This is a genomic window from Rhizobium sp. RAF36, assembly GCF_052114105.1.
Lineage (GTDB): Bacteria > Pseudomonadota > Alphaproteobacteria > Rhizobiales > Rhizobiaceae > Rhizobium.
This window is the reverse complement of the sequence record NZ_JBFREC010000002.1, coordinates 684,574-710,469: the sequence shown is the minus strand read 5'-3', so window position 1 is coordinate 710,469 and position 25,896 is coordinate 684,574. Positions and strand designations below refer to the sequence as shown.

The 25,896-nt window shown below is 61.5% G+C and carries 28 protein-coding genes and 1 pseudogene; 18 read left to right on the top strand and 11 right to left on the bottom strand.

The features are described 5' to 3' along the window. Positions 1 to 17: 17 nt before the first annotated feature. The gene (rsmD, locus tag AB4Z25_RS09440) at positions 18 to 578 is read right to left on the bottom strand and encodes a 16S rRNA (guanine(966)-N(2))-methyltransferase RsmD (RefSeq protein ID WP_112390573.1); all 561 of its coding nucleotides are present in this window, start codon (positions 576 to 578) and stop codon (positions 18 to 20) included. Further along, a complete protein-coding gene (locus AB4Z25_RS09435; protein ID WP_112538117.1) occupies positions 559 to 2,598 on the bottom strand; it encodes a pseudouridine synthase in 2,040 nt (679 codons plus the stop codon). The genes rsmD and AB4Z25_RS09435 overlap by 20 nt, the downstream gene beginning before the upstream one ends. Before the next feature lie 91 nt (positions 2,599 to 2,689). On the opposite strand from AB4Z25_RS09435, the gene AB4Z25_RS09430 reads away from it, so the two are divergent. Beyond that, positions 2,690 to 3,127 (top strand): nucleoside deaminase, encoded by a 438-nt coding sequence (locus AB4Z25_RS09430; RefSeq protein WP_112538118.1) that lies wholly within the window; start codon positions 2,690 to 2,692, stop codon positions 3,125 to 3,127. A gap of 91 nt (positions 3,128 to 3,218) precedes the next feature. After that, positions 3,219 to 3,416, top strand: a complete 198-nt coding sequence (locus AB4Z25_RS09425) for a hypothetical protein (RefSeq protein ID WP_112538119.1) — start codon at positions 3,219 to 3,221, stop codon at positions 3,414 to 3,416. 8 nt (positions 3,417 to 3,424) lie between these two features. On the opposite strand, the gene AB4Z25_RS09420 is transcribed toward AB4Z25_RS09425, so the two are convergent. Together AB4Z25_RS09420 and ileS are read right to left on the bottom strand one after the other, a co-directional pair. Then, on the bottom strand, positions 3,425 to 4,054 hold the full coding sequence (locus AB4Z25_RS09420) for a hypothetical protein (protein ID WP_112390577.1): 630 nt from the start codon (positions 4,052 to 4,054) through the stop codon (positions 3,425 to 3,427). Positions 4,055 to 4,194: 140 nt separating this feature from the next. After that, the gene (ileS, locus tag AB4Z25_RS09415) at positions 4,195 to 7,080 is read right to left on the bottom strand and encodes an isoleucine--tRNA ligase (RefSeq protein ID WP_112538120.1); all 2,886 of its coding nucleotides are present in this window, start codon (positions 7,078 to 7,080) and stop codon (positions 4,195 to 4,197) included. 391 nt (positions 7,081 to 7,471) lie between these two features. Here ileS and AB4Z25_RS09410 point away from each other — a divergent pair. Next, a pseudogene (locus AB4Z25_RS09410) lies at positions 7,472 to 8,680 on the top strand (MFS transporter); the annotation flags it as partial. Between the two features lie 104 nt (positions 8,681 to 8,784). Here the strand turns inward: AB4Z25_RS09410 and AB4Z25_RS09405 are convergent. The 3 genes from AB4Z25_RS09405 to chrA form a co-directional block, all read right to left on the bottom strand. Next, positions 8,785 to 9,768 carry a bifunctional riboflavin kinase/FAD synthetase gene (locus AB4Z25_RS09405; protein ID WP_112538122.1) on the bottom strand — a complete coding sequence of 328 codons (984 nt, stop codon included), beginning with the start codon at positions 9,766 to 9,768 and terminating at the stop codon, positions 8,785 to 8,787. A gap of 14 nt (positions 9,769 to 9,782) precedes the next feature. After that, positions 9,783 to 10,631 (bottom strand): TIGR01459 family HAD-type hydrolase, encoded by an 849-nt coding sequence (locus tag AB4Z25_RS09400; protein WP_112538204.1) that lies wholly within the window; start codon positions 10,629 to 10,631, stop codon positions 9,783 to 9,785. Between the two features lie 99 nt (positions 10,632 to 10,730). Continuing rightward, positions 10,731 to 12,140, bottom strand: coding sequence for a chromate efflux transporter (chrA, locus tag AB4Z25_RS09395; RefSeq protein WP_112538123.1), 1,410 nt, complete (start codon positions 12,138 to 12,140; stop codon positions 10,731 to 10,733). A gap of 168 nt (positions 12,141 to 12,308) precedes the next feature. On the opposite strand from chrA, the gene groES reads away from it, so the two are divergent. From groES to AB4Z25_RS09375, 4 genes are all read left to right on the top strand, one after another. After that, on the top strand, positions 12,309 to 12,605 hold the full coding sequence (gene groES, locus AB4Z25_RS09390) for a co-chaperone GroES (RefSeq protein ID WP_004675403.1): 297 nt from the start codon (positions 12,309 to 12,311) through the stop codon (positions 12,603 to 12,605). Between the two features lie 56 nt (positions 12,606 to 12,661). Next, a complete protein-coding gene (gene groL / locus AB4Z25_RS09385) occupies positions 12,662 to 14,302 on the top strand; it encodes a chaperonin GroEL (protein WP_112390583.1) in 1,641 nt (546 codons plus the stop codon). Between the two features lie 248 nt (positions 14,303 to 14,550). Beyond that, a complete protein-coding gene (locus AB4Z25_RS09380) occupies positions 14,551 to 14,829 on the top strand; it encodes a hypothetical protein (protein ID WP_162698691.1) in 279 nt (92 codons plus the stop codon). Positions 14,830 to 14,959: 130 nt separating this feature from the next. Next, complete coding sequence (locus tag AB4Z25_RS09375; RefSeq protein WP_112390584.1) at positions 14,960 to 15,406, top strand: hypothetical protein; 447 nt, start codon at positions 14,960 to 14,962, stop codon at positions 15,404 to 15,406. Positions 15,407 to 15,463: 57 nt separating this feature from the next. Here the strand turns inward: AB4Z25_RS09375 and AB4Z25_RS09370 are convergent, their stop codons facing one another. After that, a complete protein-coding gene (locus AB4Z25_RS09370; RefSeq protein ID WP_442207944.1) occupies positions 15,464 to 16,174 on the bottom strand; it encodes a glutathione S-transferase C-terminal domain-containing protein in 711 nt (236 codons plus the stop codon). A 197-nt stretch (positions 16,175 to 16,371) separates the two neighbouring features. On the opposite strand from AB4Z25_RS09370, the gene AB4Z25_RS09365 reads away from it, so the two are divergent. Beyond that, entirely contained in the window at positions 16,372 to 16,818 is a 447-nt protein-coding gene (locus AB4Z25_RS09365) for a DoxX family protein (protein ID WP_112390586.1), read from the top strand. A 79-nt stretch (positions 16,819 to 16,897) separates the two neighbouring features. On the opposite strand, the gene hisG is transcribed toward AB4Z25_RS09365, so the two are convergent. The 3 genes from hisG to hisS form a co-directional block, all read right to left on the bottom strand. Next, positions 16,898 to 17,593 (bottom strand): ATP phosphoribosyltransferase, encoded by a 696-nt coding sequence (hisG, locus tag AB4Z25_RS09360; protein ID WP_112538125.1) that lies wholly within the window; start codon positions 17,591 to 17,593, stop codon positions 16,898 to 16,900. Then, positions 17,590 to 18,711 carry an ATP phosphoribosyltransferase regulatory subunit gene (locus AB4Z25_RS09355; protein ID WP_112538126.1) on the bottom strand — a complete coding sequence of 374 codons (1,122 nt, stop codon included), beginning with the start codon at positions 18,709 to 18,711 and terminating at the stop codon, positions 17,590 to 17,592. Before AB4Z25_RS09355 ends, hisG begins: the two co-directional genes overlap by 4 nt. A 180-nt stretch (positions 18,712 to 18,891) precedes the next feature. Further along, a complete protein-coding gene (gene hisS / locus AB4Z25_RS09350) occupies positions 18,892 to 20,532 on the bottom strand; it encodes a histidine--tRNA ligase (protein WP_112538127.1) in 1,641 nt (546 codons plus the stop codon). Between the two features lie 123 nt (positions 20,533 to 20,655). Between hisS and relB the strand changes: the two genes are divergently transcribed. The 10 genes from relB (at position 20,656) to AB4Z25_RS09300 (ending at position 25,891) form a co-directional block, all read left to right on the top strand. Then, complete coding sequence (gene relB, locus AB4Z25_RS09345; RefSeq protein WP_310292650.1) at positions 20,656 to 20,883, top strand: type II toxin-antitoxin system RelB family antitoxin; 228 nt, start codon at positions 20,656 to 20,658, stop codon at positions 20,881 to 20,883. Then, the gene (locus tag AB4Z25_RS09340; RefSeq protein WP_112538128.1) at positions 20,867 to 21,136 is read left to right on the top strand and encodes a type II toxin-antitoxin system RelE family toxin; all 270 of its coding nucleotides are present in this window, start codon (positions 20,867 to 20,869) and stop codon (positions 21,134 to 21,136) included. Before relB ends, AB4Z25_RS09340 begins: the two co-directional genes overlap by 17 nt. 6 nt (positions 21,137 to 21,142) lie before the next feature. After that, positions 21,143 to 21,904 (top strand): hypothetical protein, encoded by a 762-nt coding sequence (locus AB4Z25_RS09335; protein WP_112538129.1) that lies wholly within the window; start codon positions 21,143 to 21,145, stop codon positions 21,902 to 21,904. A 66-nt stretch (positions 21,905 to 21,970) separates the two neighbouring features. Further along, positions 21,971 to 22,249: a BrnT family toxin gene (locus AB4Z25_RS09330; protein ID WP_112538130.1), complete on the top strand. Its 279-nt coding sequence runs from the start codon at positions 21,971 to 21,973 to the stop codon at positions 22,247 to 22,249. Further along, positions 22,212 to 22,523, top strand: coding sequence for a BrnA antitoxin family protein (locus tag AB4Z25_RS09325; RefSeq protein WP_112538131.1), 312 nt, complete (start codon positions 22,212 to 22,214; stop codon positions 22,521 to 22,523). Before AB4Z25_RS09330 ends, AB4Z25_RS09325 begins: the two co-directional genes overlap by 38 nt. Before the next feature lie 45 nt (positions 22,524 to 22,568). Next, a complete protein-coding gene (locus tag AB4Z25_RS09320) occupies positions 22,569 to 22,937 on the top strand; it encodes a DUF2946 family protein (RefSeq protein WP_112538132.1) in 369 nt (122 codons plus the stop codon). Between the two features lie 69 nt (positions 22,938 to 23,006). Beyond that, entirely contained in the window at positions 23,007 to 23,363 is a 357-nt protein-coding gene (gene copM / locus AB4Z25_RS09315) for a CopM family metallochaperone (protein ID WP_112538133.1), read from the top strand. A gap of 184 nt (positions 23,364 to 23,547) precedes the next feature. Continuing rightward, complete coding sequence (locus AB4Z25_RS09310) at positions 23,548 to 24,852, top strand: TadE/TadG family type IV pilus assembly protein (RefSeq protein WP_112538134.1); 1,305 nt, start codon at positions 23,548 to 23,550, stop codon at positions 24,850 to 24,852. After that, positions 24,849 to 25,367, top strand: coding sequence for a TadE/TadG family type IV pilus assembly protein (locus AB4Z25_RS09305; protein WP_162698692.1), 519 nt, complete (start codon positions 24,849 to 24,851; stop codon positions 25,365 to 25,367). Before AB4Z25_RS09310 ends, AB4Z25_RS09305 begins: the two co-directional genes overlap by 4 nt. Continuing rightward, positions 25,367 to 25,891: a hypothetical protein gene (locus tag AB4Z25_RS09300; RefSeq protein ID WP_112538136.1), complete on the top strand. Its 525-nt coding sequence runs from the start codon at positions 25,367 to 25,369 to the stop codon at positions 25,889 to 25,891. The genes AB4Z25_RS09305 and AB4Z25_RS09300 overlap by 1 nt, the downstream gene beginning before the upstream one ends. Positions 25,892 to 25,896: the final 5 nt, after the last annotated feature.

Genomic DNA, 25,896 nt, shown 5'->3' with positions numbered 1-25,896 from the left:
GGTGGCTTCGCCCCGCCCTAGACCGGCTGATAGCGGAAGAAATGGACCTTGGTGTCGCCAAAGATCCTGTCTTCGAGGAACAGATAGGAAGGATCGACCGAAACGGCAACATCCGAGCGCTCTTCGAGCACGGCGATCGCGCCCGGCACCAGCCAGCCACCCTTGGCAGCCGCAGCCATGGCCTTCTCGCCCAGACCCTTGCCGTAGGGCGGATCGGCGAAGAGCATGTTGAAGGGCTCGAGATTGCCGACCGAACCGAGATCCGTAGCGTCACGCCGCAGGATGCGCGTGCGGCCATGCAGGCCGAGCGCATCGATGTTTTCCCAGAGCAGGCCCCTGCCCTCGACGCTGTTTTCGACGAACAGCGCATGACGGCAGCCGCGCGAGACGGCTTCGAGGCCGACCGCGCCGGTCCCGGCAAAGAGATCGAGTATCCGGGTGCCATCGACGCATTCCGGATAGGCATGGCTCAGAATATTGAAAAGGCTCTCACGCGTCCGGTCGGCAGTCGGCCGGATGTCGTTGGATTTAGGTACGGCGAGCGACCGTCCGCGAAACTCACCGCCGACGATCCGCACCGCGCGTCATTCCCTTTCCTTTTGGTCCACCACGCGACGGCCCGCCCGAAGGCTTGCCTCCGCCATCGGGCCGGTCGCCTCTCGGCTTGCCGGAGAAATTCTTGGCACCGCCGGGCTTGGCGCCGAAGCTCTTGCCGCGCGGCTTGTCACCCTGCGGACGATCGCCCTGCGGCTTGTCGCCAAAGGAGCGTTCGCCACGCGGACGCTCGGAGCGGCCTTCGCCGGGAGCGCTGCGGGCGGCACGCGGGCGATCGCCATAGGAACGGGGACGCTCGTCACCCTCTTCGCGCGGACGGCGCGGCTTGTCTCCGAACGGACGGTCACCGCGGGCCGGACGATCGCCGGACGGGCGTTCGCTGCGGGCGGGGCGGTCACCATAGGGTCTGTCACTGCGAGCCGGACGGTCGCCGTAGGAACGCGGACGATCGCCATCTTCGCGGGGCTTGCGCTCGCCGCGCGGCTTGTCGCCAAACGGGCGGTCACCGCGGGCGGGACGATCCCCTGCCGGGCGGTCTCCACGCGGGGGACGGTCGCCATAGGGTCTGTCACCACGGGCGGTGCGATCACCACCGGAGCGTTCACCACGGCCCTCGCCGCGGGGGCGGTCACCGAAAGGCCGGTCGCCGCGGCCGCCGCGATCGCCACCCGGACGATCGCCGGAGCGCTTGCGGCCGCCGTCGTCATTGCTGACTTCGCTGGAACGGATCCATTCGCCCTCTTCATCGCGGGCACGGTTGATCTGGACGCGCGGGCCTTCGTCGTAGCTCACCGGCTGCGGCTTGGAGCGGCCAGGCTTCTCGCCGCGCTTCAGCGCGGTCTGGGCATTCTTCTCGGCCTTTGCGGCTGCCTTTTCGCCTAGCGGACGGGCGCCGGGCGCCATCCAGACATTGGCGTTGCGGCGGCTGCCCAGCGCCGGGCGCTTCGGACGGTCGTCATCCTTGCGTCCGCCATCGCGGCCACCGTCCCGGCGATCATCCTTGCGGTCATCGCGGCGATCGTTGCGACGGTCATCGCGCTTGGTGTCGAGGCTGCCGCGCGGGCGCTCGCGCTTTTCTTCCGGCTTCCATGCGCGCTGTTCGCGCCGTTCCGGCTTGGCCTGCTCTTCTTCCTCGGCTGCGGCAACGGCCGGAGCGTTGTAGAGCGGCGCATCGAAATTGGCGTTGGAGTCCTCGATGAGACGCGGGCCGAGCTGATCGCGCAACGTGCGGCCGCGCACTTCGATGACGTGGCCTTCCGGCAGGTCGCCCAGCTGGAACGGACCGTAGGAGATACGGATCAGGCGGTTGACGTCGAGGCCAAGCGCACCCATCACGTTCTTGATTTCGCGGTTCTTGCCTTCGCGCAGGCCCATGGTGATCCAGACGTTGGATCCCTGGGTGCGGTCGAGCGTCGCGTCGATCGAGCCGTAGAGCACGCCATCGACAGCGATGCCTTCCTTCAGCTTGTCGAGCGCGTCCTGATCGATCTCGCCATGGGCGCGCACGCGGTAGCGGCGCAGCCAGCCGGTCGTCGGCAGCTCCAGCGAGCGGGCGAGACCACCGTCATTGGTCAAGAGCAGCAGGCCTTCGGTGTTGATGTCGAGGCGGCCGATCGACATGACGCGCGGCAGTTCGTCCGGCAGATTGTCGAAGACCGTCGGGCGACCCTCGGGATCGGCATTGGTGGTCACCAGGCCAGCCGGCTTGTGATAGAGCCAGAGACGCGTGCGCTCGATGCCGCGGATCGGGATACCATCGACTTCGATCTTGTCCGTCAGCGTGACGTTGACGACCGGCGTCTCGAGCGGCTTGCCGTTCAGCGTCACGCGGCCGTCCATGATCATGCGCTCGATATCGCGGCGCGAAGCAACACCTGCGCGTGCCATGACCTTGGAGATGCGTTCCGCCTTGCCGTCGCCTGCGGTTTCGGCCGCTGCAGCCTTCGGCGCAGCGCTGCGTGCCGGCTTGTCACCGGTTTTCGGTCGCGTGTCGCGCCCTGCGGGCTTGCCGCCCGGCCGTTTTGGCTTGTCTTTGAATGTCATTTGTTGTTTGCCTGCCTTTTGGGGCTTCTCTATCAGGTCGCGCCCCTGCGGTTAAGTGGGAATTTGCCGGATCGTGAAGACAAATCGGTTTATGGAGATGGCGCTCGAAGAGGCGCGGGCGGCCGGTGAGCGCGGCGAAGTGCCGATCGGCGCCGTCGTGGTGCTCGATGGCGCGGTGGTCGGGCGTTCCGGAAACCGCACCCGCGAGCTCAACGACGTGACCGCCCATGCCGAAGTCGCCGCCATCCGCATGGCCTGCGAAGCGCTGGGACAGGAGCGGCTAACGGGCGCTGATCTCTATGTTTCGCTAGAACCCTGTACGATGTGCGCGGCGGCGATCTCGTTTGCCCGCATCCGGCGGCTCTATTACGGCGCCGAGGATCCGAAGGGCGGCGCGGTCGAGAGCGGCGTGCGTTTCTATGCGCAGCCGACCTGCCACCATGCGCCCGAGGTCTATTCCGGTTTGAACGAGACGGAGGCTGCGGATATCCTCAGGACGTTCTTTGCCGGAAAGAGGGAGATGCCATGAACCTCGCCATTGTCGCAGCGATGATCGCCATCGGCGCATTTGCCTATCTGCGCGTGGCGCCGGCGTTTCCACCATACCGATGCAATGGTCCTTGCGGGGAGAGGTCAACTGGTCGGCGCCACGCGCGGCCGCTTTCAGCGTCGTGCCGGGTCTCGCGATCGCGATCTGCGCGATCTTCGCCGCCAGCGGCATGACCGCGGTTTTCGCGATCACCGGCTCAGTTCTTCTGATCTGCCAGATCATCCATATTCTGCTCGTGCGCCGCTGGGCAGCGGTGCAGCAGATGTAAGCAAGCGCTTACTGCAGCAGGTTCCACCACTGCTTGCCGGTACCGGCAACCGCGGCATCCTTCTTGCGCTGCTTCTGCTTCTTGAGCTCCGGCTCGCCGAGATCATCAAGCTTGGACGGGTCGTCTGCCTGGCGGTACTCCGTCGGCGGATCGGAGATTGAGCGGCGTTCGGTCACAGCGCCGGCGCCCTTCTGCGCGGCGCGGGCTTCCCTGAACGCCTGAGCCTGTTCGGCTGCCGTCTTGCGGCCGCCTTCGATGCCATTCTTGGCGAGCGGCGAAACATACCGGGACTTGTCTTCGTTGTCGTCAGCTTCCTGGACGAGACGGGCGCGGGTCTCTTCGGGAGACTCGACCCATTCCGGATTGTCCTTGCTGGCAACCGTCTGCTGCGGCTCGACCAGCGTTTCCTTGGAGGCGTCAGCCGGGAGAACAAGCGTCGGACGCGGCTGGTACCTGACGCCCTTGTTCTTGGGCTCCTGCGGCGCGAGCGACACGGACTGGCCGATATCGTCGCCAAGCTGGGCCATTGCGCTCGTGCCGGTACCGTAGGTCGGGCTCGTGCAGCTGGTGGCCATCGAGCCTGCCGCCATAACAACCGTCAGGCAAGCGCCTACACGGAACCAACGCGTCGCTAACATGAAAACCCTTCCAGCCATGCCGGTGCAATTATCGCCCAACCGGACGTCCGTCCCCCTGACGTAAAAATCCGGCCATTTTCAGGCAGCTTTTACCGGATGAACCACTAAAGAGCAATTCACCCGGTAACTTTCTTGAGGATTTACAGTCCGAGTTCACGCAAAGCGACAGCATCGCGCGCCGAAACATCGGGATATTCAGGGTCGGACCCGACATCCTTGGTGATCCGCCAGGAACGGGCGCACTTGGTACCTTCGGCAAGCGTCGGCTCTACGGAGACACCGGGAACCTCGGGAAGACGGAACGCCTCAGCAGAGCCCTCGCCCGCGTCGATTGCGATATCCGAGGTAATGCAGATCTCGGAGAAGTCGAGACCATCGAGCGCTGCCTTCAGAGCCGCATCAGCGATGTGCACGGTGGGGGCGGCTTCGAGCGACGAACCGATCCGCTTGTCCTTGCGCTCGACTTCGAGGGCGCCCGTGACGACAGAGCGGATGGCGCGAACGGCTTTCCACTTCTCGGCCAGCGCCTCGTTCTTCCAGTCGGCGGGAATTGCAGGGAACTGCTCGAGATGGACCGAGACGGCTTCAGGATTGCGCGACAACCAAGCCTCTTCGGTGGTGAAGGGCAGCATCGGCGCAAGCCAGGTCACCATGCAATCGAAGATATTGCGGATGACATGGAGTGCCGAACGGCGGCGCAAGCTCGACGGGGCGTCGCAATAAAGCGCGTCCTTGCGGATGTCGAAATAGAAGGCCGACAGCTCGACATTGGCGAAATCGATCAGCGCGCGGGCGATCTTCTTGAAGTCGAAGGCGTCGTAATTTTCGCGCACCAGCTCGTTGAGCTCGGCCAGGCGGTGCAGCATCAGCTGTTCCAGTTCCGGCAGTTCGGCAAGCGCGATGACCTCGCCCTTGTCATGCGCCAGCGTGCCGAGCATCCAACGGATGGTGTTGCGCAGCTTTCTGTAGGCATCGACATTGGTCTGGATGATCGTCTTGCCGACACGCAGGTCATCAGCATAGTCCGAGGTCATGACCCAGAGGCGCAGGATGTCGGCGCCGGCATCCTTCATGATTTCCTGCGGAGACGTGACGTTGCCCTTGGACTTCGACATCTTCTCGCCCTTCTCGTCCATGGTGAAACCATGGGTGAGAACGGCGTTGTAAGGCGCGCGGCCGCGGGTGGCAGCCGATTCCAAGAGCGACGAGTGGAACCAGCCGCGATGCTGGTCGGAGCCTTCGAGATAGAGATCGGCCGGCCACTTCAGGTCCGGTCGGTCTTCCAGCGTGAAGGTGTGGGTCGAGCCCGAGTCGAACCAGACGTCGAGGATATCCATGACCTGCTTCCACTTGGCATGGTCGTGGTCATTGCCGAGGAAGCGCTCCTTGGCACCTTCGGCGAACCAGGCGTCGGCGCCTTCGCGTTCGAAGGCGTCGAGGATACGCTGGTTGACGGCTTCGTCGACCAGGACTTCGCCCTGTTCATCGGCGAAAACGGCGATCGGTACGCCCCAGGCGCGCTGGCGCGAAAGCACCCAGTCCGGGCGTCCTTCGATCATGGCGCGCAGGCGGTTCTGACCGGCGGCGGGCACGAAGCGTGTATCGTCGATCGCGCCCAGTGCGCGCGAACGCAGCGTCGTCCCGTCGGCCAGTTCCTTGTCCATGTAGACGAACCACTGCGGCGTGTTGCGGAAGATGACAGGCTTCTTGGAGCGCCAGGAATGCGGATAGGAATGCTTCAGGCGGCCGCGGGCGAAGAGCGCGTTGCGGGCGATCAGCTCCTTGATGACGCGATCGTTGGCATCGCCCTTCTTGCCGTTGTCGTCGATGACGCGGGCGCCTTCGAAACCGGGGGCATCGGCGGTGTAGAAGCCGCCGTCATCGACGGTGAACGGGATCTTCGTCGAGATGCCGCGGGCTTCCAGCTGGCGGGCAGCCGACATCCAGGCGTCAAAGTCTTCGCGGCCGTGGCTGGGTGCCGTGTGCACGAAACCGGTACCGGCATCGTCGGTGACGTGATCGCCATCGAGCAGCGGGACTGCGAATTCGTAACCGCCGCCGAGGTCTTTCAGCGGGTGGGCGCAGGTGATGGCGGCGAGATCCGCGGCGGAGACGTCGCCGAGACGCTTGTACTGCAACTTTGCCTTGGCGAAGGCGTCTTCGGCCAGCTTGTCGGCCAGGATCAGCTTTTCACCGGGGCGCGGGCCAAAATCGTTGGCCGCTTCGGTCACTTCGTAAAGCCCGTAGGACACGCGCGACGAATAGGCGATCGCCCGGTTGCCGGGGATGGTCCAGGGCGTAGTGGTCCAGATGACGACAGCGGCACCAGCAGCATGCACCGGGCCTTCAACGGCCGGGAATTTCACCCAGATCATGTCGCTTTCGATGTCGTGATATTCGACTTCGGCTTCGGCAAGCGCCGTGCGTTCGACGACCGACCACATGATCGGCTTGGAGCCGCGGTAGAGCTGGCCAGACTTGGCGATCTTCAGCAGTTCGCCGGCGATACGGCTTTCGGCGTGGAAGGCCATCGTCGTGTAGGGATTGTCGAAGTCGCCCTCGATGCCGAGGCGCTTGAACTCGTCGGCCTGGGTCTTGATCCAGCCGGAAGCGAATTCACGGCATTCCCTACGGAATTCGTTGACCGGGACCTCGTCCTTGTTCTTGCCCTTCTCGCGGTACTTTTCCTCGATCTTCCATTCGATCGGAAGGCCGTGGCAGTCCCAGCCGGGAACGTAGTTGGCGTCGAAGCCGCGCATCTGGAACGAGCGGTTGATGACGTCCTTGAGAATCTTGTTCAGCGCGTGACCGATATGGATATTGCCATTGGCATAGGGCGGGCCGTCATGCAGTACGAACTTTTCGCGCCCGGCGGCCGAGGCGCGCAGCTTCTTGTACAGACCCATCTGCTGCCAGCGGGCAACGATCTCCGGCTCCTTCTGCGGCAGGCCGGCGCGCATCGGGAATTCGGTTTCGGGCAGATTGAGGGTCTTCGAATAGTCGATCTTTTCGGCTGTGTCGGTCATGTCTGGCAATCGTTTCTGGCGGCCTCAGAAGGCGCAACGGATGTGGAATTGTTGGTGACGGAAGCGCTTGCTCGGCAAGCGCTGAAAACCCGGACCTTCCGGCCGCTCAGCGCGCGCGGAAGGCCGGGCCGATAATTCGTATCGCAATCGCCAGCCGGAATTTTGTCATCGGGCCGGTTCATAGGCGCTTTTGGCGGGAAAAGGAAGAGGGATTTGGGCTGACGGCATGGCGGCCGGGCATGCGTCGCGCGCACCTGCGTAACAGCCTGATCCTGCAGACAAAGAAAAAATCTCGTGGCAATGTCGAAATGGCGGCGTCTCGGCCGTCCTTGGAATGCGAGCCGCCGCTCGGGCGCCCGCGTTTCTCGGGTCCACAGGGAGTGAAGTGGATATGAGCAGTTCCTATCGTTGGGTCATCGTCGCCGCCGGCGCCCTGATGACATGCGTTGCGCTCGGCGCGATGTTTTCTCTCGCCATCTTCCAGACACCGATCGCCACCGAGACCGGCTGGTCGCATACCGGCATTGCCAGCGCCATGACGCTGAATTTCATCGTCATGGGCATCGGCGGCTTCATGTGGGGTGCGTTGAGCGACCGTTTCGGACCCCGGCCGGTGGTGATGATCGGTGCCGTGCTTCTGGGACTGGCACTGGTTCTGGCGAGCCGCGCCGGATCGTTGATGCAGTTCCAGCTCACCTATGGCGTCATCGTCGGCATTTCGGCCAGCGCTTTCTTCGCGCCGATGATTGCGGCGACCACCGAATGGTTCGACGAGAACCGCGGATTGGCCGTGTCGCTGGTTTCAGCCGGGATGGGCGTTGCGCCGATGACGATTTCGCCGCTCGCCCGGGCGCTGATCTCTGCCTACGACTGGCGCACCGCGATGCTGATGATCGGCATCGGCGCCTGGATCCTTCTGATCCCCGCAGCCCTCCTCATCCGCCGCGCGCCAGCTCCGGCAAGCGATCCAGGCACTGTGGAAGTCACAAGCGGCGAGCGGCCCTCGCTCGGCAAGATCTTCCGGTCACCGCAGTTCCTGGTCCTCGGCGGCACCTTCTTTGCCTGCTGTGCGGCCCATTCCGGCCCGATCTTCCATATGGTGAGCTACGCGACGATCTGCGGCGTGGCGCCGATGGCGGCGGTCAGCATCTACAGCGTCGAGGGACTGGCCGGTCTCGGCGGGCGGCTGCTCTATGGCAGCCTTGCCGACAGGTTCGGCGTCAAGCCGGTTCTGGTCGCCGGGCTCTTGGTGCAGGCGGCGGCGCTGGCCACCTATCTTGCCGTCAGCGAGCTCGGGCAGTTCTATGCGCTCGCAGTGATCTTCGGCAGCGCCTATGGCGGGGTCATGCCGCTCTATGCGGTGCTGGCGCGCGAATATTTTGGGCCGAAGGTGATCGGCACGGTGTTCGGCGCGGCGACGATGCTGTCGAGCATCGGCATGGCCTTCGGGCCGCTGATCGGCGGTTGGATCTTCGATACCTACCAGAACTATTCGTGGCTGTTCATCGGCTCGGCGCTGGTGGGGCTCGGTGCGGCAGCGATCGCGCTCGCCTTTCCGCCGCTGCCGCGGGGGAAGCAGGCGCCTGCATTGGGTGCTGCCTTGCTGGCGTCGAGGACTTGGCCCCCTCATCTGCCTGCCGGCATCTTCTCCCCGCTGGGGAGAAGGTGCCCGAAGGGCGGATGAGGGGGCTACGGGCAATTAGGTCAGCTGAAGCAGAGCAGCCGGTCGAGTTCGCCGAGCGGCTGTACCCCTGAAAGCAGCGCCCTCGCCTCTTCCTCGTCGCGCTTGATCTGCGCGACGAGCGGATCGAGCCCGTCGAATTTCAGTTCCGGCCGGAGATAGCCGAAAAACGAGACTGAACAGACCTGGCCGTAGAGATCGCCGCTGAAATCGAAGACATAGGTTTCGAGCAGTGGCGCACCATTGTCCGTGACCGTCGGGCGGCGGCCGTAGCTGGCGACGGCGTCGTGGAGCGTGCCGTTCTGCAGGCGGAAGCGGACGGCATAGATGCCGGAAGCAAGTTCGACTTCGGGCGGCAGCTGCATGTTGGCGGTCGGGAAGCCCAGCTGGCGTCCAAGCTTTTCACCACCGATAATCTCCGCCTCGACAGTGTAGTGATAGCCGAGCTGAGCCGCCGCCTCGCTGACTTCGCCATTCTTCAGCTGCGCCCGAATGCGGCTCGAGGAGACGACGTCGGCATTCTCATCTCGGTAGGCGTCGATCAGCGTGACACCGAAGCCATACTTCTGGCCGGCATCCATGAGGAAGGCCGGACCGCCCTCGCGGCCCTTGCCGAAATGGAAATCGACGCCGGTGACGACTTCCGAGGCCCCCAGCCAATCCTTGAGGACGCCGTGGATGAAATCGTCGGGCGAACGCTGCGAGAATTCGCGGTCGAAGGGGTATTCGATGACGGCGCTGAAGCCGAGAGCTTCGAGGATGCGGGCTTTCAACGGCGCCGGCGTGATGCGGAAGACCGGGCTCTCCGGCCGGAAGACGGTGCGCGGGTGCGGCTCGAAGGTCAGCACCAGGGCCGGAACGCCGCGCGACCGGGCAATCTCCAATGCTCGCATCAGCACCGACTGATGGCCGCGATGCAGGCCATCGAAGTTGCCGATGGCGATCACCCCGCCCTTCAGGTGGGCTGGCAGCGGTTCACGGGTTTCGTTGCGGTGAAAGACGGTCATCGGTGGGCTTCTTCTTATGCGAGACGCGGCATCCACCACTTGGGCGCTGCCTTTTCACGCTCGAGATAGGCGTGCAGGATCGCCTCGTCCGTCTCGCCGTTCAGCGTGTATTCCTTGGCGTGGATGCCGCCGCTGATATAGAGAAGGTCGAGGCCGTAATCGAGAGCGCCGCGCACATCGGTCGGCATGCCATCGCCGATGGCGAGGATGCGGCTTTTCGGGAAGTCGCCGCGCAGTTCCTTCGCCGTTTCCAGCACGGCTTCATAGATCGGCGTATGCGGCTTGCCGGCAATGCGGGTGGCGCCGCCGAGCTGGTTGTAATAGGCGGCCATGGCGCCGGCGCAGGGGATCATCTTGTGACCGCGCTCGACGACCAGATCCGGGTTGGCGCAGATCATCGGCACGTTTCGCGACTGAAGTTCCTTCAGCATTTCCGTGTAATCTTCCGGTACTTCCTTCTCGTCATCGAAGAAGCCGGTGCAGACGACGGACTCTGCTTCCGCCGCATCGACGCGCTCGACGCCGAGGCCTTCGATGATGGCGATGTCGCGCTCGGGGCCGAGCAGGAAGACCTTCTTCGGGCCTTCGGCGATCAGGCCGCGGGTGACGTCGCCGGACGTAATGATCCGGTCATAGGCGCCGTCCTGGATGCCGATATGGCGGAGCTGATCGACGACCAGAGGCGCGATGCGCGGCGAATTGGTGATCAGAACGACGGTCAGGCCTTCGCCGCGGGCGGCTTCGAGGGCGGCAGCCGCCTTCGGGAAGGGATCGACGCCATTGTGCAGGACGCCCCAGACATCGCAGAACACCGCGTCATACTGGCTGGTGATTTCTGCAAAACTTCCGATGCGCTTGGCCATTCCGATATCCCATTTGCGTTCAGTCAGGCGTGACATTGCAAAGGCCCGGCGGGATGGCAAGGTTTTTTCGCCCCGGCAGCGCAAAAACAGCCGGATGCGCTAGAGAAGCAGCTCGACGCCGCGCACAGCCAGCCCGGCTGTAGCCGCGAAGCCGAGAATGCTGACGATGCCGAGCTTGAAGCGGAAAAGCATGATGCAGGCAGCCACGAAGATCAGCGCCGCGGCAATGTTCAAACTGCTCCAGACCGGCCAGGCGAGGCTGACGAGCGGCAGGCCGGTGGCGCGGGAGAGAAGCGCGATATTGCCGACATCGGCAAAGAGAACATGCAGGCCAAACCAGAGGGCCAGATTGAGGATGACGCCGACGACGGCGGCAGTGATCGCCGACAGGGCCGCCGACAATATCTTGTTCTGGCGGAGCTTCTCCACATAGGGCGCACCGGCGAAGATCCAGATGAAGCTCGGCACGAAGGTTGCCCAGGCGGCGAGGCTGGCGCCGATCACGCCGCCGAACAGCGGATCGATGCCGAGCGCATTGCGGAAACCGGCCATGAAGCCGACGAAACAGAGGACAAGCACCAGCGGACCCGGCGTCGTCTCGGCCAGCGCAAGACCATCCAGCATCTCGCCGGGGCGCAGCCAGGCATAATGCTCCACCGCTACCTGCGCGACATAGGAGAGCACGGCATAGGCGCCGCCGAAGGTGACGACCGCCATCTTGGAGAAGAAGACGAAGACGGCGGCGAAGACATTGGTCTCGCCACTCAGCGCCTCGGCAATCAGATCCTGCGGACCATGAATCTCGCGGACGATCAGCAGCGGAAACTGCCAGACGATCACCCAGAAAGCGAGGATCAGGAACGGCCTGGCGATATTTCGGCTGGTCAGCCCTGACAGCATTTCCCTGGCGGGCTTCGAGGCTTCGGCTGGCGCCACGCCCTCCACCTTTCTCCTGCGGCGCTCGACGAGGAAGCCGGCAATGCCTGCAGCAAGGACGACGAGCGGGAACGGCAGATTGAGCAGGAAGAGCGCCACGAAAGAGGCAGCAGCCACATAATAGTGAAAGCGCGATTTCAGCGCCCGGCCGGCCACCCGCATCAGCGCTTCGATGACGACGGCGAGCACGGCCGCCTTGAGGCCGAAGAACAGAGCGAGCAGCCACTCGGCATTCTGGAAATAGGCATAGAGACCGGAGAGGACCAGGATGACCAGAAAGCCCGGCAAGATGAAGAGAAGGCCGGCGACGATGCCGCCGCGCACGCCATGCATCAGCCAGCCGATATAGGTGGCAAGCTGCTGGGCCTCGGGGCCTGGCAACAGCATGCAATAATTCAAGGCATGCAGAAAACGGTCTTCGGAAATCCAGCGCTTTTCCTCGACCACGGTCTTGTGCATCAGGGCGATCTGCCCGGCAGGACCGCCGAAGCTCAGACAGCCGATACGCGCCCAGACGGCAAATGCCTCGGAAAAAGCAGGCCGTGGCAGGGGCTCGGCAACCACGTCAGACAAATCCCCTCACCTCTCCACAATTCCGGCGCAAAAATCCGTGAATGGTTTCCTTGACTCTTTCTGGAGCCATCCCTAAATGCACGTCGCTAGCACTCCTCAACGGAGAGTGCTAACATTCATCCATGTGGACCCCGGTCCGCGAATGTCATTTGATCGAGGGATTAGACAATGGCAAGCACCAACTTCCGCCCCCTTCACGATCGCGTCGTTGTTCGCCGCGTTGAGTCCGAAGAAAAGACCAAGGGTGGCATCATCATCCCGGACACCGCCAAGGAAAAGCCGCAGGAAGGCGAAATCGTCGCCGTCGGTTCGGGCGCTCGTGACGAGTCCGGCAAGGTCGTCGCTCTCGACGTCAAGGCTGGCGACCGCGTTCTGTTCGGCAAGTGGTCGGGCACCGAAGTCAAGATCAACGGCGAAGACCTTCTGATCATGAAGGAAGCCGACATCATGGGCATCATCGGCTGATCAGCCGGTTATCCCGTTCAGATTATCGCTGACACCCCTTTTCAGGAGTTCTCAAAATGGCAGCTAAAGAAGTAAAGTTCGGCCGCTCTGCGCGCGAAAAGATGCTGCGCGGCGTCGACATCCTCGCTGACGCAGTGCAGGTCACCCTCGGTCCGAAGGGCCGTAACGTCGTTATCGACAAGTCCTTCGGCGCTCCGCGCATCACCAAGGACGGTGTTTCGGTCGCCAAGGAAATCGAACTCGAAGACAAGTTCGAAAACATGGGCGCCCAGATGGTCCGCGAAGTTGCTTCGAAGACCAACGACATCGCCGGCGACGGCACCACGACGGCAACCGTTCTGGCCCGCGCTATCGTTCGTGAAGGCGCAAAGGCTGTTGCAGCCGGCATGAACCCGATGGACCTGAAGCGCGGTATCGACCTCGCTGTTGCAGAAGTCGTCAAGGACCTGCAGGCGAAGGCCAAGAAGATCTCCACCTCGGCTGAAGTTGCCCAGGTCGGCACGATCTCCGCAAACGGCGACAAGCAGGTTGGCGAAGACATCGCTGAAGCCATGCAGAAGGTCGGCAACGAAGGTGTTATCACCGTCGAAGAAGCCAAGACCGCTGAAACCGAACTCGAAGTCGTCGAAGGCATGCAGTTCGACCGCGGCTACCTCAGCCCGTACTTCGTGACCAACCCGGAAAAGATGATCGCCGACCTCGACGACGCTTACATTCTCCTCCACGAGAAGAAGCTCTCGAACCTGCAGGCGATGCTCCCGGTTCTCGAAGCCGTCGTTCAGACCGGCAAGCCGCTCCTCATCATCGCTGAAGACGTCGAAGGCGAAGCTCTTGCTACGCTCGTCGTCAACAAGCTGCGTGGCGGCCTGAAGATCGCTGCCGTCAAGGCTCCTGGCTTCGGCGACCGCCGCAAGGCCATGCTGGAAGACATCGCTATCCTCACGGGCGGCACTGTCATCTCCGAAGACCTCGGCATCAAGCTCGAATCCGTAACGCTCGACATGCTCGGCCGTTCGAAGAAGGTTTCGATCTCCAAGGAAAACACCACGATCGTCGATGGCGCAGGCGCCAAGTCCGACATCGAAGGCCGCGTTGCACAGATCAAGGCTCAGATCGAAGAAACCTCTTCCGATTATGACCGCGAAAAGCTGCAGGAGCGCCTTGCCAAGCTCGCTGGCGGCGTTGCCGTCATCCGCGTTGGCGGCTCCACGGAAATCGAAGTCAAGGAAAAGAAGGACCGCATCGACGACGCTCTGAACGCGACGCGCGCTGCTGTTCAGGAAGGTATCGTCCCCGGCGGCGGTATCGCTCTGCTCCGTTCCTCGACGAAGATCACTGCCAAGGGCGTGAACGACGACCAGGAAGCTGGCGTCAACATCGTCCGCAAGGCTCTTCAGTCGCTGGTTCGCCAGATCGCTGAGAACGCTGGTGATGAAGCTTCGATCGTTGTCGGCAAGGTCCTCGACAAGAACGAGGACAACTACGGCTACAACGCCCAGACGTCTGAATATGGCGACATGATCGCCATGGGCATCGTCGACCCGGTCAAGGTTGTCCGTACGGCTCTGCAGAACGCAGCTTCGGTTGCTTCGCTGCTGATCACCACGGAAGCCATGATTGCCGAGCTGCCGAAGAAGGACGCTCCTGGTGGCATGCCTGGCGGCATGGGCGGCATGGGCGGTATGGACATGATGTAAGACCTTCGGGTCTGACATCTGAGCCAACCGGTTCAGTTACGGAAGGGCGGTCTTCGGGCCGCCCTTTTCATTTGGCGGATAGCGATTCGGCCTTACCAATTTTTAGAGTCTGAGCGACGGAACTGATAAAACGTTTAAGCGTCTATTCTGCACCAAAATCAGACTCCGAAGCTTTCGCGAGCCTTACCAAGCTGTGTTTTTTATCAGCAGCTGATATTTCTTATTGAAATTGGTTTCACTGCGATAATGTGAAAATTTTGCAAAGCGTAACCGTTTACATCTCGCGAAACGGGCAACTTTTTACTTTGATTTCTTCTACCTTTTATAGAAGCATTCAATATATCGCATCCTTCGCGTTGCGGATTACCCCCGAAAAAGCATTTGCCGCCTCTCAAAAACTGCCTATAAATCCGCGCTGCGAATTGCAGTGCATGACGATATTTTTCCGCCCGCCAGCGGAAGACCGTATTTTGCAAATGACACCGGCTGCAGAGCATTCCGCGCCAGAATTTTTGAGAAGAGCATGAAAGGGGTTCCGCACCGGCGGCGCCGTAATTCTGCTCACGGCCGGACATGATGACCGGTGCGCATGAAGATGTTTTCGTCACACCGCACGAGTGCGCTGCATTGAACTGCGCCCGACACGGGGAACCCCATTTGTTCAAGATCGCCAAAGCCAATGTTGCCGCCCCGCTCACGCCTGGCTCCTTTGATCTGACCCATCACAATCAGGAAATGCTGGCGCAGTTTTCCGTCTCCGAGGCCTGGAACGGTGACTTTTCGAGCGGCATCATCCGGCTCGGCGAATGGAGCTCGATGCTTCACGGTCTGGCCGGCCAGGAATGCGGGCTGCTGAGCCTTATGCGCTGTTATGACGTCAAGGACCGTGCCCATATCCTGGCGCTGTTCGAACAAGCAGCAACGCTCTCCTCCTCCTTCTGTTTCTCGACGACCATCGTCATGCCGAACGGCTTCCGCCAGCCGCTGTTCTGCATGGGCGAGTCCGCCGGACTTGAGGAGAAATACGCCGGCAGCATGGTCGGCGTCTTCATCTTCCCGCGCTTCAAGCTTGAAAACACCAGTCAGGCCGCCAGCCGCCAGTAAAGCGGCAAAGCCCTATGAAAAAGGCCGGTCTCGCGACCGGCCTTTTTGTTTGCGCTACTACTCCGGTTTCACCGGAACGTTGAGCCCCTTGGCGCTGGCCGGGCGGGCAATGCAGCGCTCCAGCCAGGCCCGAACGGCCGGGAACTTCTCATATTCCAGAACCTCGCCACCGCCATAGAACAGATCGGCGCCACGGATCCATGGGAACGTCGTGATATCGGCGATCGTGTATTCATCGCCCATGATCCACTGGCGGCCCTGCAGACGGCCTTCCAGGATGCCCAGCAGACGCTTGGCCTCGTCGCGATAGCGCTCCATCGGATAGGAATTGTTGGCGACCTTATCGGCCGCAAACTTGTAGAAGTGGCCGAACTGGCCAAGCATCGGGCCAAGGCCCGACATCTGGAAGAACACCCACTGAATGGTTTCGTAGCGGCCAGCCGCATCGGCGGGGATCAGCTTGCCGGTCTTCTCGGCGAGATAAAGCAGGATGGCGCCGGATTCGAAGATACCGATCGGCTTCCCGTCAGGACCGTTCGGATCGATGATCGCAGGGATACGGCCGTTCGGATTGAGGGAAACGAATTCCGGCGACTTCTGGTCGTTGTTAGCGAAGCCGACATAGTGCGGCTCGTAGGGCAGGCCGAGTTCTTCCAGTGCCACCGAAATCTTCACGCCGTTCGGCGTCTGCAGCGAATAAAGCTGGATGACATCGGGATTTTTTGCTGGCCAGCGCTTGGTGATCGGGAAGCTTGAAAGGTCTGCCATTGAAATCTCCATGGGGTTTGGACCCTGACCATAGACAGGCGGGCGGCGCCAAGACAAGCGGCGGGAGACGGATCGTCGTTTCAAAATACTGAACGAACCGTCCCCTTTCGTTTATCTTTCCAGCTGCGACAAAATGCGCGACAAGTGGGTCAACGAGATCAGCCGATCTCACAGTGATTCAAACGGAGATTACTTCCATGTCGAATACGACCAACATCATCGTTCTCGTCGCCCGCATTCTTCTGTCCTTCATGTTCATCCTTGCCGGCTTCGGCAAGCTCACCGACCCGGCTGGCACCGCCGGCATGATCGCAGGTGCTGGCCTTCCGGCCTCCACCGCCCTCACCTACCTCGCAGGCCTCTTCGAACTCGTGACCGGCCTTGCCGTTCTCGTCGGCTTCCAGGTTCGTATCGTCGGCTGGCTGCTGGCTGCCTTTTGTATCTTCACGGCCGTCGTCTTCCACCTGCCTGCCGTCAACGTTCCTGATTTCCCGGCTGGCGCAAACGGCTGGATCAACGCTCTGAACCAGATCATGGTCATGAAGAACTTCACGCTGGCCGGCGCCTACATCCTGCTCGCCACCGTCGGCGCTGGCGCTTATTCGATCGATGCACGCCGCGGCGCATATCCGGTCGCTGCCTAAGCGAAATCGGCCTCCCAAGCATAAAGAAACCCGCCGTCGCGAGACGGCGGGTTTTTTCGTTTCCGAAATCCGGAAGAAATCAGAGCGCGCCGCGCACCGCCGCGACGATCTTCGCCACCGACGGCTCGGCCGCATGGCTTTCCTTGCGGGCGCGAACGAGGCAGGCCTCGGAGCGCAGGATGACGCCGTCATTGAGGACGCGCAGGTGGTTTGCCCGCAGCGTTGATCCGGTCGAGGTGATATCGACGATGACATCCGCCGAACCGGAGGCGGGTGCGCCTTCCGTGGCCCCCAGGCTCTCGACGATGCGATAGAGCTGGATGCCGTGCTGGCTGGAGAAGAACTGCTGCGTCAGCCGCCAGTACTTGGTGGCGATCGTCAGACGGCGGCCATGGCGGGCGCGGAACTCAGCCGCGACGTCGCCGAGATCGGCCATGGTATCGACGTCGAGCCAGATCTCCGGAACGGCGACGACGACATCGGCATGACCGAAGCCGAGCCGGGCGCAGAATTCGACGCGCTTATCGGTTTCGGCCAGACCCTCGCGCACCAGATCTTCCCCGGTAACGCCGAAATCGATCGAGCCGTTGCCGAGCTCGCGGGAGATTTCCGACGCCGACAGGAAGGCGACCTCGACATCATCCCAGCCTTCGACGCGGCCGCGATAGGAGCGGTCGTTGCCGACGGCGGTGATTTTCATGCCGGCGCGCTCGAAAATGGCGGAGGCATCGTCCTTCATGCGGCCCTTGGAGGGCAGTGCAATAGTGATTGTCATGCCGCTGCCCTTTCCGTTTCGATGCGATCGAGCCAGAGCGAGAAGCCAACGGCGGGGATGCGCTCCCGGGCGCCGAGGAAGTTCAACAGCCTGTCAAAGCGCCCGCCACCGGCAAGCACGGCGGAAGAGCCCTCGACGCTGACCTCGAAGACGAGACCGGTGTAATAATCCAGCGGGCGGCCGAAGGCGGCGCGGTAATCCATCGACGAGAGATCGAGACCAGCATTGGCGAGTGCGGCCAGCCGGCTGTCGAAATGCGAGAGTGCCGTGCCGATCTTCAGCCCTGCGGCATCGGCAAAGCCTGCGAGCGCCGAAGATGCATCGGCCAGCGGCACGTTTAGCGACAGGAATTCTTCCAGCACCCGGAAGGCATCGTCATCGAGCCTTGTTTCCGATAGCACCAACTTTTCCCTGAGGCGGCGGGCGATATCGGCAGGCGAGCGGCTGGCATTGGTCGAATAGCCGGTCGCTTCCATCGTCTGATCGATATGGGCGATGAGCGCCCGGTCGTCGCCTGCTGCCACGAGACCGGCGATCTCGTCATCGAGGCCGGTGACGAATTGCGGGCTGACGAGGCTGGCCAGCAGTGCCTCGATCTGCGTCATGTTGCCGAAGGCGTGGATCAGCCGCTTCTGCCAGCCAAGCGGCAGGCCGAGCGCCTGCACCACCGCCTCGAAGACGGCCTGATCGCCCAGAACGGTCGAGACCGTTTTTCCGGGGATCAGCCGCTGCAGGATGGCGATGGCATCGCCGATGGCGCGCGCATCGGCACTCGCCGTATCGGTCTCGCCGAGATCTTCGATCCCCGCCTGATAGAACTCGTTGCTGCCATCCCGCCGCTGGCGGAAGACCTCACCGAGATAGGAATAACGCTTCGGCGTGCCGGTCGCCGTTTCGATGTGGCGGAGGCAGACGGGAATGGTGAATTCCGGGCGCAGGCAAAGGCTGGCGCCTGTCTCGCTTTCCGTCATGAAGATACGGCGGCGGAGGTCTTCGCCGGCGATATCGAGGAAGGGTTCGGCCGGCTGGATGACGGGCGTGTCGATGCGCTCGGTCTTGCGGGCGGCGAATTCGGCGAGGAGATCGGTTGAGAAGGCCGGAAGGTTTGTCAGGGGCATGGCGTCGAAGTCTCCGGGGATACCCCCCTCTGTCCTGCCGGACATCTCCCCCTCAAGGGGAGAGATCGGCTGGGCTCACACGCCCGCTCCACATTCACTGTTTGGCACAGACGCAACCACGCGTCGATCTCCCCCCTTGAGGGGGAGATGGCCGGCAGGCCAGAGGGGGGTGCGCCCCGCTCAAACATCCGACGCCCGCTTCCGATCTTCCGCCTGCGCCGCCAGGATTTCCTTCACCTTGGCGACGAGATCGGCTTCCGGCACGGTTTCCTGCGCCACGCGCGCTTCGCGCCAGCTGGCATTGTCTTCGATCTCACCGGACAGGCGCTTGCCCTCGATCAGGTCCTTGATCTGCACCACGCCGGTGGCGCGCTCGTCGCCGCCCTGGATGATGGCGACGGGGCAGCCGCGGCGATCGGCATATTTCAGCTGGTTGCCGAACTTCTTCCAGTTGCCCTGATACATCTCGGCGCGGATACCGGCGGCGCGCAGCTCTTGGGTAATCCGCTGGTAGCGGCCCATGGCATCGACATCGCCATCCATGACAGTGACGAGAACCGGTTCGATGACCTCGGACTGGCCAAGCTTTCTGAGGTTCTTCAACGCCGTCATCAGGCGCGACACGCCGATCGAGAAGCCGGTTGCCGGAACCGGCTGGCCCATGAAGCGCGAGACGAGGCCATCATACCGGCCACCGCCGCCGACAGAGCCGAAGACGACCTTTTCGCCCTTCTCGTTGGTCACGTCGAAGAGTAGCTCGGCTTCGTAGACCGGGCCGGTGTAATATTCGAGGCCGCGGACTACTGAGACGTCGATTCGAACTCTTTTCGTTCCGTAGCCCGCTGAACGAACGATGTCGCTGATAAATTGTAGCTCAGCCACACCCTCTTTGAGCTTCTCGCTCTCGGGGAAGAGCTCCAAGAATAGTTCGAGAACCCTTGGATTTCCAAGTACCATCTTTCCCGGAAGGACTTGCTGCGGGCGATCTTGCGAAGTGTCAATAAGCGTATCGTCCTCAAGCACTTCGCTATCAGACATGAACATAAAATAATCGCGACGGCCTTCTTCTCGAATCACATACAGCTTCTCGAGACGGTCGATTTGGTCCTCAGAGAGCCCTGCACCTTTGGTAAAATCTCCTGAATCATCTTTCCGGCCCGTTCCCAGCAGCTCGCGAACTCCATCCGGACCGAACTTGTCGAGCTTGTCGATGGCACGCAGCACGTTGAGGCGCTGGGCGGCCTTGTCGTCACCGCCGAGCCCGATGGCTTCGAGAACACCGTCGAGAACCTTGCGGTTGTTGACGCGGATGACGTAGTCGCCGCGCTTGATGCCAAGGGCTTCGAGCGTATCGGCCATCATCATGCACATTTCGGCATCGGCCTGGACGCCGGGCGCGCCGACCGTATCGGCATCGAACTGCATGAACTGGCGGAAGCGGCCCGGGCCCGGCTTCTCGTTGCGGAAGACGTAGCCGGCGCGGTAGGTGCGGTAGGGCAGCTGGATATCGTTGAAATTTTCGGCAACATGGCGGGCGAGCGGCGCCGTCAGGTCGTAGCGCAGGCTCATCCACTGCTCGTCGTCGTCCTGAAGCGAGAAGACCCCTTCGTTCGGACGGTCGGCATCCGGCAGGAACTTGCCGAGGGCATCGGTGTATTCGAACAGCGGCGTTTCGACAGGATCGAAACCATAATGCTCATAGACTTCGCGGATCTTCGCGGTCATTTCATTGACGGCGCGGATATCGGCAGCCGAGCGGTCAACGAAGCCGCGCGGCAGGCGGGCCTTGAGCTTTTGCGGTTTCTTCTTGGTGTCGTTCATTTCAGGGGATTTCCACAGTGTGACAGTGGCGGTTTCCTAGCGGATTGGGCGGGGAGCGGCAAGGGCGAAGGGTGGCGAAGCCTATGGCGAACTGTTATATATTGGCCGATTGAGGATCGTTCGATGAACAAGCGCGTCACCATTGAAATGCCGGATGAAATTCATCGGCTGATCGCCGAGCACGCCGCCAAGGCCGGCGCGGCGACGGATGCCTATGTTCTCGAAGTGATCGAGCAGCATCTCGAAGACCTTCACGACATTGCCGCAGCGGATGCGGCGATGGATCGTATCGAACGCGGTGAAGAGGAAATCGTCAGCGCTGAGGAGTTCTGGCGTGGCATGGACGATTGAATATCTGCGCGCCACGCAGAAGAGCCTCAAAAAATTCAGCAAACAAGACCGGGACCGTATCCGCGCGTTTCTTGACGTGAGGCTTGCTGCACTCGACGACCCGCGCCAGCTGGGCGCGGCCCTTCAGGGCGACAAGCTCCGGCAATATTGGCGCTATCGCGTCGGCGACTTTCGCATTATCTGCGATATCCAGGACAACCGGCTCGTCATCCTGGTGATCGAGATCGGTCATCGCCGTGAAATCTATCGTTAGACCTTCATGATACTCGAAGCCCTTTTCTATCTCGCAACGCTGCCGGTGACAGCAAAGCCGCACCGCAAGTTCATCCGCTATTCCGTCAACCTCTGGTCCCGCGCGAGGCGCTGCAGCGGCCAATGGGCGGAGCACGAGGAAAAGAGCCGGGCGGCGATGCTGGCCGCAGCATCCGGCCTCCGCCAGAAGCGCACGGCAGTGGTGCTCGGCTCCGGCCTGCTGCGCGACGTGCCGATCGAGGCACTAGCGAAGACCTTCGATACCGTGGTGCTTGTCGATCTGGTTCACCTCGCCTCCGTCCGTTTCTGGCTGAAGGCGAAAGGGTACCGGAATGTCCGCCTGATCGAGCGCGATCTTTCGGGCTATGACGCGTTGCGGGCGGCGGGCACTGCCGAGCCGCTCGGCTTTCTGCGTGGCGTGCCCTACCTGGACTTGGTGATTTCAGCGAACCTGCTGTCGCAAATCGGCCGCGGCGTGAAGCGGCGCTTCGAGGCGGAGCAAAACAACGCCATGCCAGAGGACACCGTCCAGCGGCTGATCGCGGCGCATATCGATGGCTTGCAGGCCCTGCCCTGCGCCACCTGTCTGGTGACCGATATTTCCTATGCTGTGAATGACCGGACCGGAAAAACCCATGAGACGGCCGATCTGCTGCAGGGCGTTCAGCCGCCAGCGGCGACCAAGGCATCCTGGGTCTGGCCGGTGGCGCCGCTTGGCGAGGAGAGTAGCGACTACCAGATCGTTCATCAGGTGATTGCCGTCTATTGAGATGCAGATTATTCTGGTTGCAATCCAGGATTTATTGTATCACTTTTAATATCGGATATCATTGCGGTGAAGATCGTTTGGGATGAGCCGAAGCGGTTTCGAAATCTCACCAAACATGGTCTGGATTTTCGCGAGCTCGATCTCGAATTCTTTGCCGACGCCGTGATCCTTGAAGCCCGAGACCGGCGACTGAAAGCGATCGGCTTCGCTATCGGCGACATTCTTGCAGTGGTCTTTGCAGCATTGGGCAGCGAAGGCATTTCAATCATCTCGATGCGGCCCGCGAGCAGGAAAGAGAGAAGGCTCTATGAAAAGCTCCAAACGGACAGTTCCCGCCCTCACTGACGAGGAGGAAGCCCGGATCCAGCGCGGCATTGCCGAGGACCCTGACAATCCCGAATGGACCGAGGAAGACTTCAAGAATGCACGGCCTTTCGCGGAGGTGTTTCCCGAGCTTGCAGAGAGCATTCGACGGGCGCGCGGCCGGCCGGTGGTGGAGACGCCGAAGCGGCAGATTTCGCTGCGGCTCGATCCTGATGTCATCGATGCCTTCAAGGCCACCGGCAAGGGCTGGCAGGGGCGGATCAACGATGTGTTGCGCAAGGCCGCAAAGCTTTAGGCGGGAGCCCTTGGCTGAAGGCCTGCCATAACCTATGTCTCTGTCATGCGGTTTGTTGCGATCATTGCGATGCTTCTCGGCTGGCTGACCTTCAGCGCGTCCGCCTGGGCGGTCTGTCCAATGTGCGCAGCGATGAGCCAACCGTCGGCATCAGAGATGCAGCATGGCATGCATGGTATGGCCGACATGCCTGACTTGGTGGCGGAGCACAGTGGTCACGAGATGTCGAAGGACCCCTGCTCGCCGGGCAACCCAAGCCATATGGCGACTTGCTCCTACTGCCTGGTAACGCCCGCCGCCGTGATGATTGGCGATGGCGGTAAGCATATCTTTGCCTATCCCGCACCGGCTGCCGCAAAGGCGCTTGCCGATCTGCGTTCCGCCCCGCGGGCGCCCCCTCCCCGTTTCATCTGACAATCGCGCGATACGGCCGCACGAACATGATCGTGCAATCCCTTTTGTCAGACAGAGGAAGGACCTCGCATGTCTATGAAAATCATCGCTCTGATCTCCACTCTCGCCTTTGCCGCTCCGGCCTGCGCCGAGGATCTGCAGATGGACATGAGCAAGCCGATGGGCGACCACGGCGCCTCCAGCCATGCCTTTGCCGAGGCCAATGCCAAGATGCACAAGGACATGATGGTCGAGATGACCGGCAATGCCGATGTCGATTTCGTCCGCGGCATGATCCCACATCATCAGGGCGCGATCGACATGGCGAAGATCGAGCTGCAATACGGCAAGGATCCGGAGATCCGCAAACTGGCCGAAGCCGTCATCAAGGCTCAGGAAGCTGAAATTGCCGAGATGAACGCATGGTTGAGTGAAAATACCAAGTAATCAATCATGAAGCGAGGCGCCAGTTCTAAAACTGGCGCCTTAGCCGTATAGATTTCGCGCTTAGCGATACTTCTGAAATCACAATGCTATTATTGCGTTTTATTTAGAACGACTTGGTAATGTTTTGATTACGAAATTCTAATTTATCTAAAATACAAATCGTCTCATCAAGTTAGGGAAATCGATGAGACATGTTCTTTCACAAGCGCGCAGGCTCGCCCGCGAGACCAACGGCAATGTCGCCATGGTCTTCGCCCTGCTGCTCGTTCCGCTGATTGCCATGGGCGGCGCCGGCATCGATCTGGCGCGCTATGAAGCGATCCGCGTCGAAATGCAGGATGGCCTCGATCGCGGCGTGCTGGCTGCCGCTTCGCTTTCCCAGAAGGAAAAGCCCGAGGATACGCTGCGCAGTTTCATGAAGAACCTCGACTACGCACAGGACATCGCCCTCAGCTTCACCGAGACGAAGGGGCTGAATTCGCGTAAGATCAATGCCAGCGCCGCCTATGTGATGAACACCACCTTCATCCACCTTGTCGGCGTCCGTCAGCTGAGCGTCGCGGCTGTCTCCACCGCCGAGGAAGCCAAGCAAAATATCGAGATGTCGCTGATGCTGGATATGTCCGGCTCGATGAACGGCAACCGCATCAAGAACCTGAAGAAGGCGGCCCAGCAGTTCATCGATCAGGTGCTGACCGACGAGACCAAAGATTATACGACGATCACCATCGTGCCCTATGCCGGGCACGTGAATATCGGCGCGGCTGTCTTCGACAAGCTCGGCGCCAAGCGCGACCACTCGAACTCTTCCTGCGTGGAGCTCAGCACCACCGGTTTCGGCGGCGGCGTGCCGAGCTTCAAGGATGCGGGCCAGGTTCCGCATTTCACCCAGTGGAACTACGGACGCACTGATCTGAAACCTTGGTGGTGCCCGGTGGAATCGACGGCGATCACCTATTTCTCCAACGATGCGACCTATCTAAAGAACCGCATCACGCAGCTTGAACTGCATGATGGCACGGGTACGCAGAATGCCATGCAGTGGGGCTACATGCTGCTCAACCCCGGCGCCAAGACCATCGTCAATGCAGCGATCGACGCCAAGATGATGGATGCGAAATTCGCCAACCGGCCGGCGGCCTTCGGCGATCCGGATACGATGAAGGTCATTGTGCTGATGACGGATGGTGCGATCACCGAGCAGTACCGCCCGAAGGATTACAGCCGCCCGGTCTCGCAGGCGCCTGACAACAAGCAGATCATCAACTCCACAGATACGGCGAAGATGCTGTCCTCGGTCTGTACCGCAGCCAAGACCAACGGCATCACCGTCTTCACCATCGGTTTCGAAGTGAGCGGCAATGCGACGACACAGATGACCAACTGTGCCACCAGCCCCGGCCATTACTATCCGGCGTCGGGCTCCGGCATCGGCGATGCCTTCAAGTCGATCTCGACCTCGATCAAGAAGCTGAGGCTGACACAGTGACCCGCATTCTCAATCGTCTCAGGCGTGACCGCGGCGGCGCAGCGGGCATCGAATTCGCCATCCTGGCGCCGATCGTCTTCTCGCTTGTTTTCTCGACCTTCGAAGCGGGCTGGATCATGACGCAGTCGATCATGCTCGATCGCGCCGTCAGCCGCGGTTCGCGCGCGCTGCAGGTGGCGGGTTCGAACTTCACCTATGATGATTTCAAGAAAAAGGTCTGCGACGAGGCGATAATTCTGACCAATTGCCTCAAGTCGATCCGCATCGAATTCACGCCGATCAGCAAATCGACCGACTTTCCGACATCGGAGACATCCTGCGTCGACCGCAGCGTCAATATCGACCCTGTCACCACCTATACCGGCGGGCAGCGCTCGCAAATCGTTTTCGCGCGTGCCTGCTATGTGGTCGATCCGATCGTGCCGGGGCTTGGCTACGGCCTAGCGATGCCGAAGGACAATACTGGCGGCGTTCGCCTGACATCCCGCTTCGCCTTCGTGAACGAGCCTGGCTGATGATCACGCTTCTCAAAGACTTGCTGAAAAGCCGCTCCGGCGCCTCGGCGATCGAATTTTCCTTCGTCGCGCCGGTGATGATCTTCTTCTTCATCAGCAGCGTCGCCGTCTTCGACATGTTCCGGACCTATCAGAACATCGTCGAGGCCAATGGCGTTGTCGCGGACGTGATCTCGCGCCAGACCTCGATCGATGCCACGTTCGTTTCCAATATCTACGGTGTTTTCACCAACCTGCAGCAGAACAGCACGGCGCCTAGCGCGCTCAGGATTTCCAGCATCAAGAAGACGGCTGGTGTCTACAAGCTGGACTGGAAGAAGGAGAGCGGCACCGTCAGCCTGTTGAAGGCGCAGGTGCTCGACAGCTCGACGCTGCCGCAAATCACCGACGGCGACTCGATCATCTATGTCGAGGGAGCCACGACCTACACGATGCTCTCCAACATTCTCGGCTTCGGGCAGATGACTTTCGCAGAGCGGGCATTCACGCGACCGCGCTTCATCAGCGCGGTCGCATTCAACTAACTTAA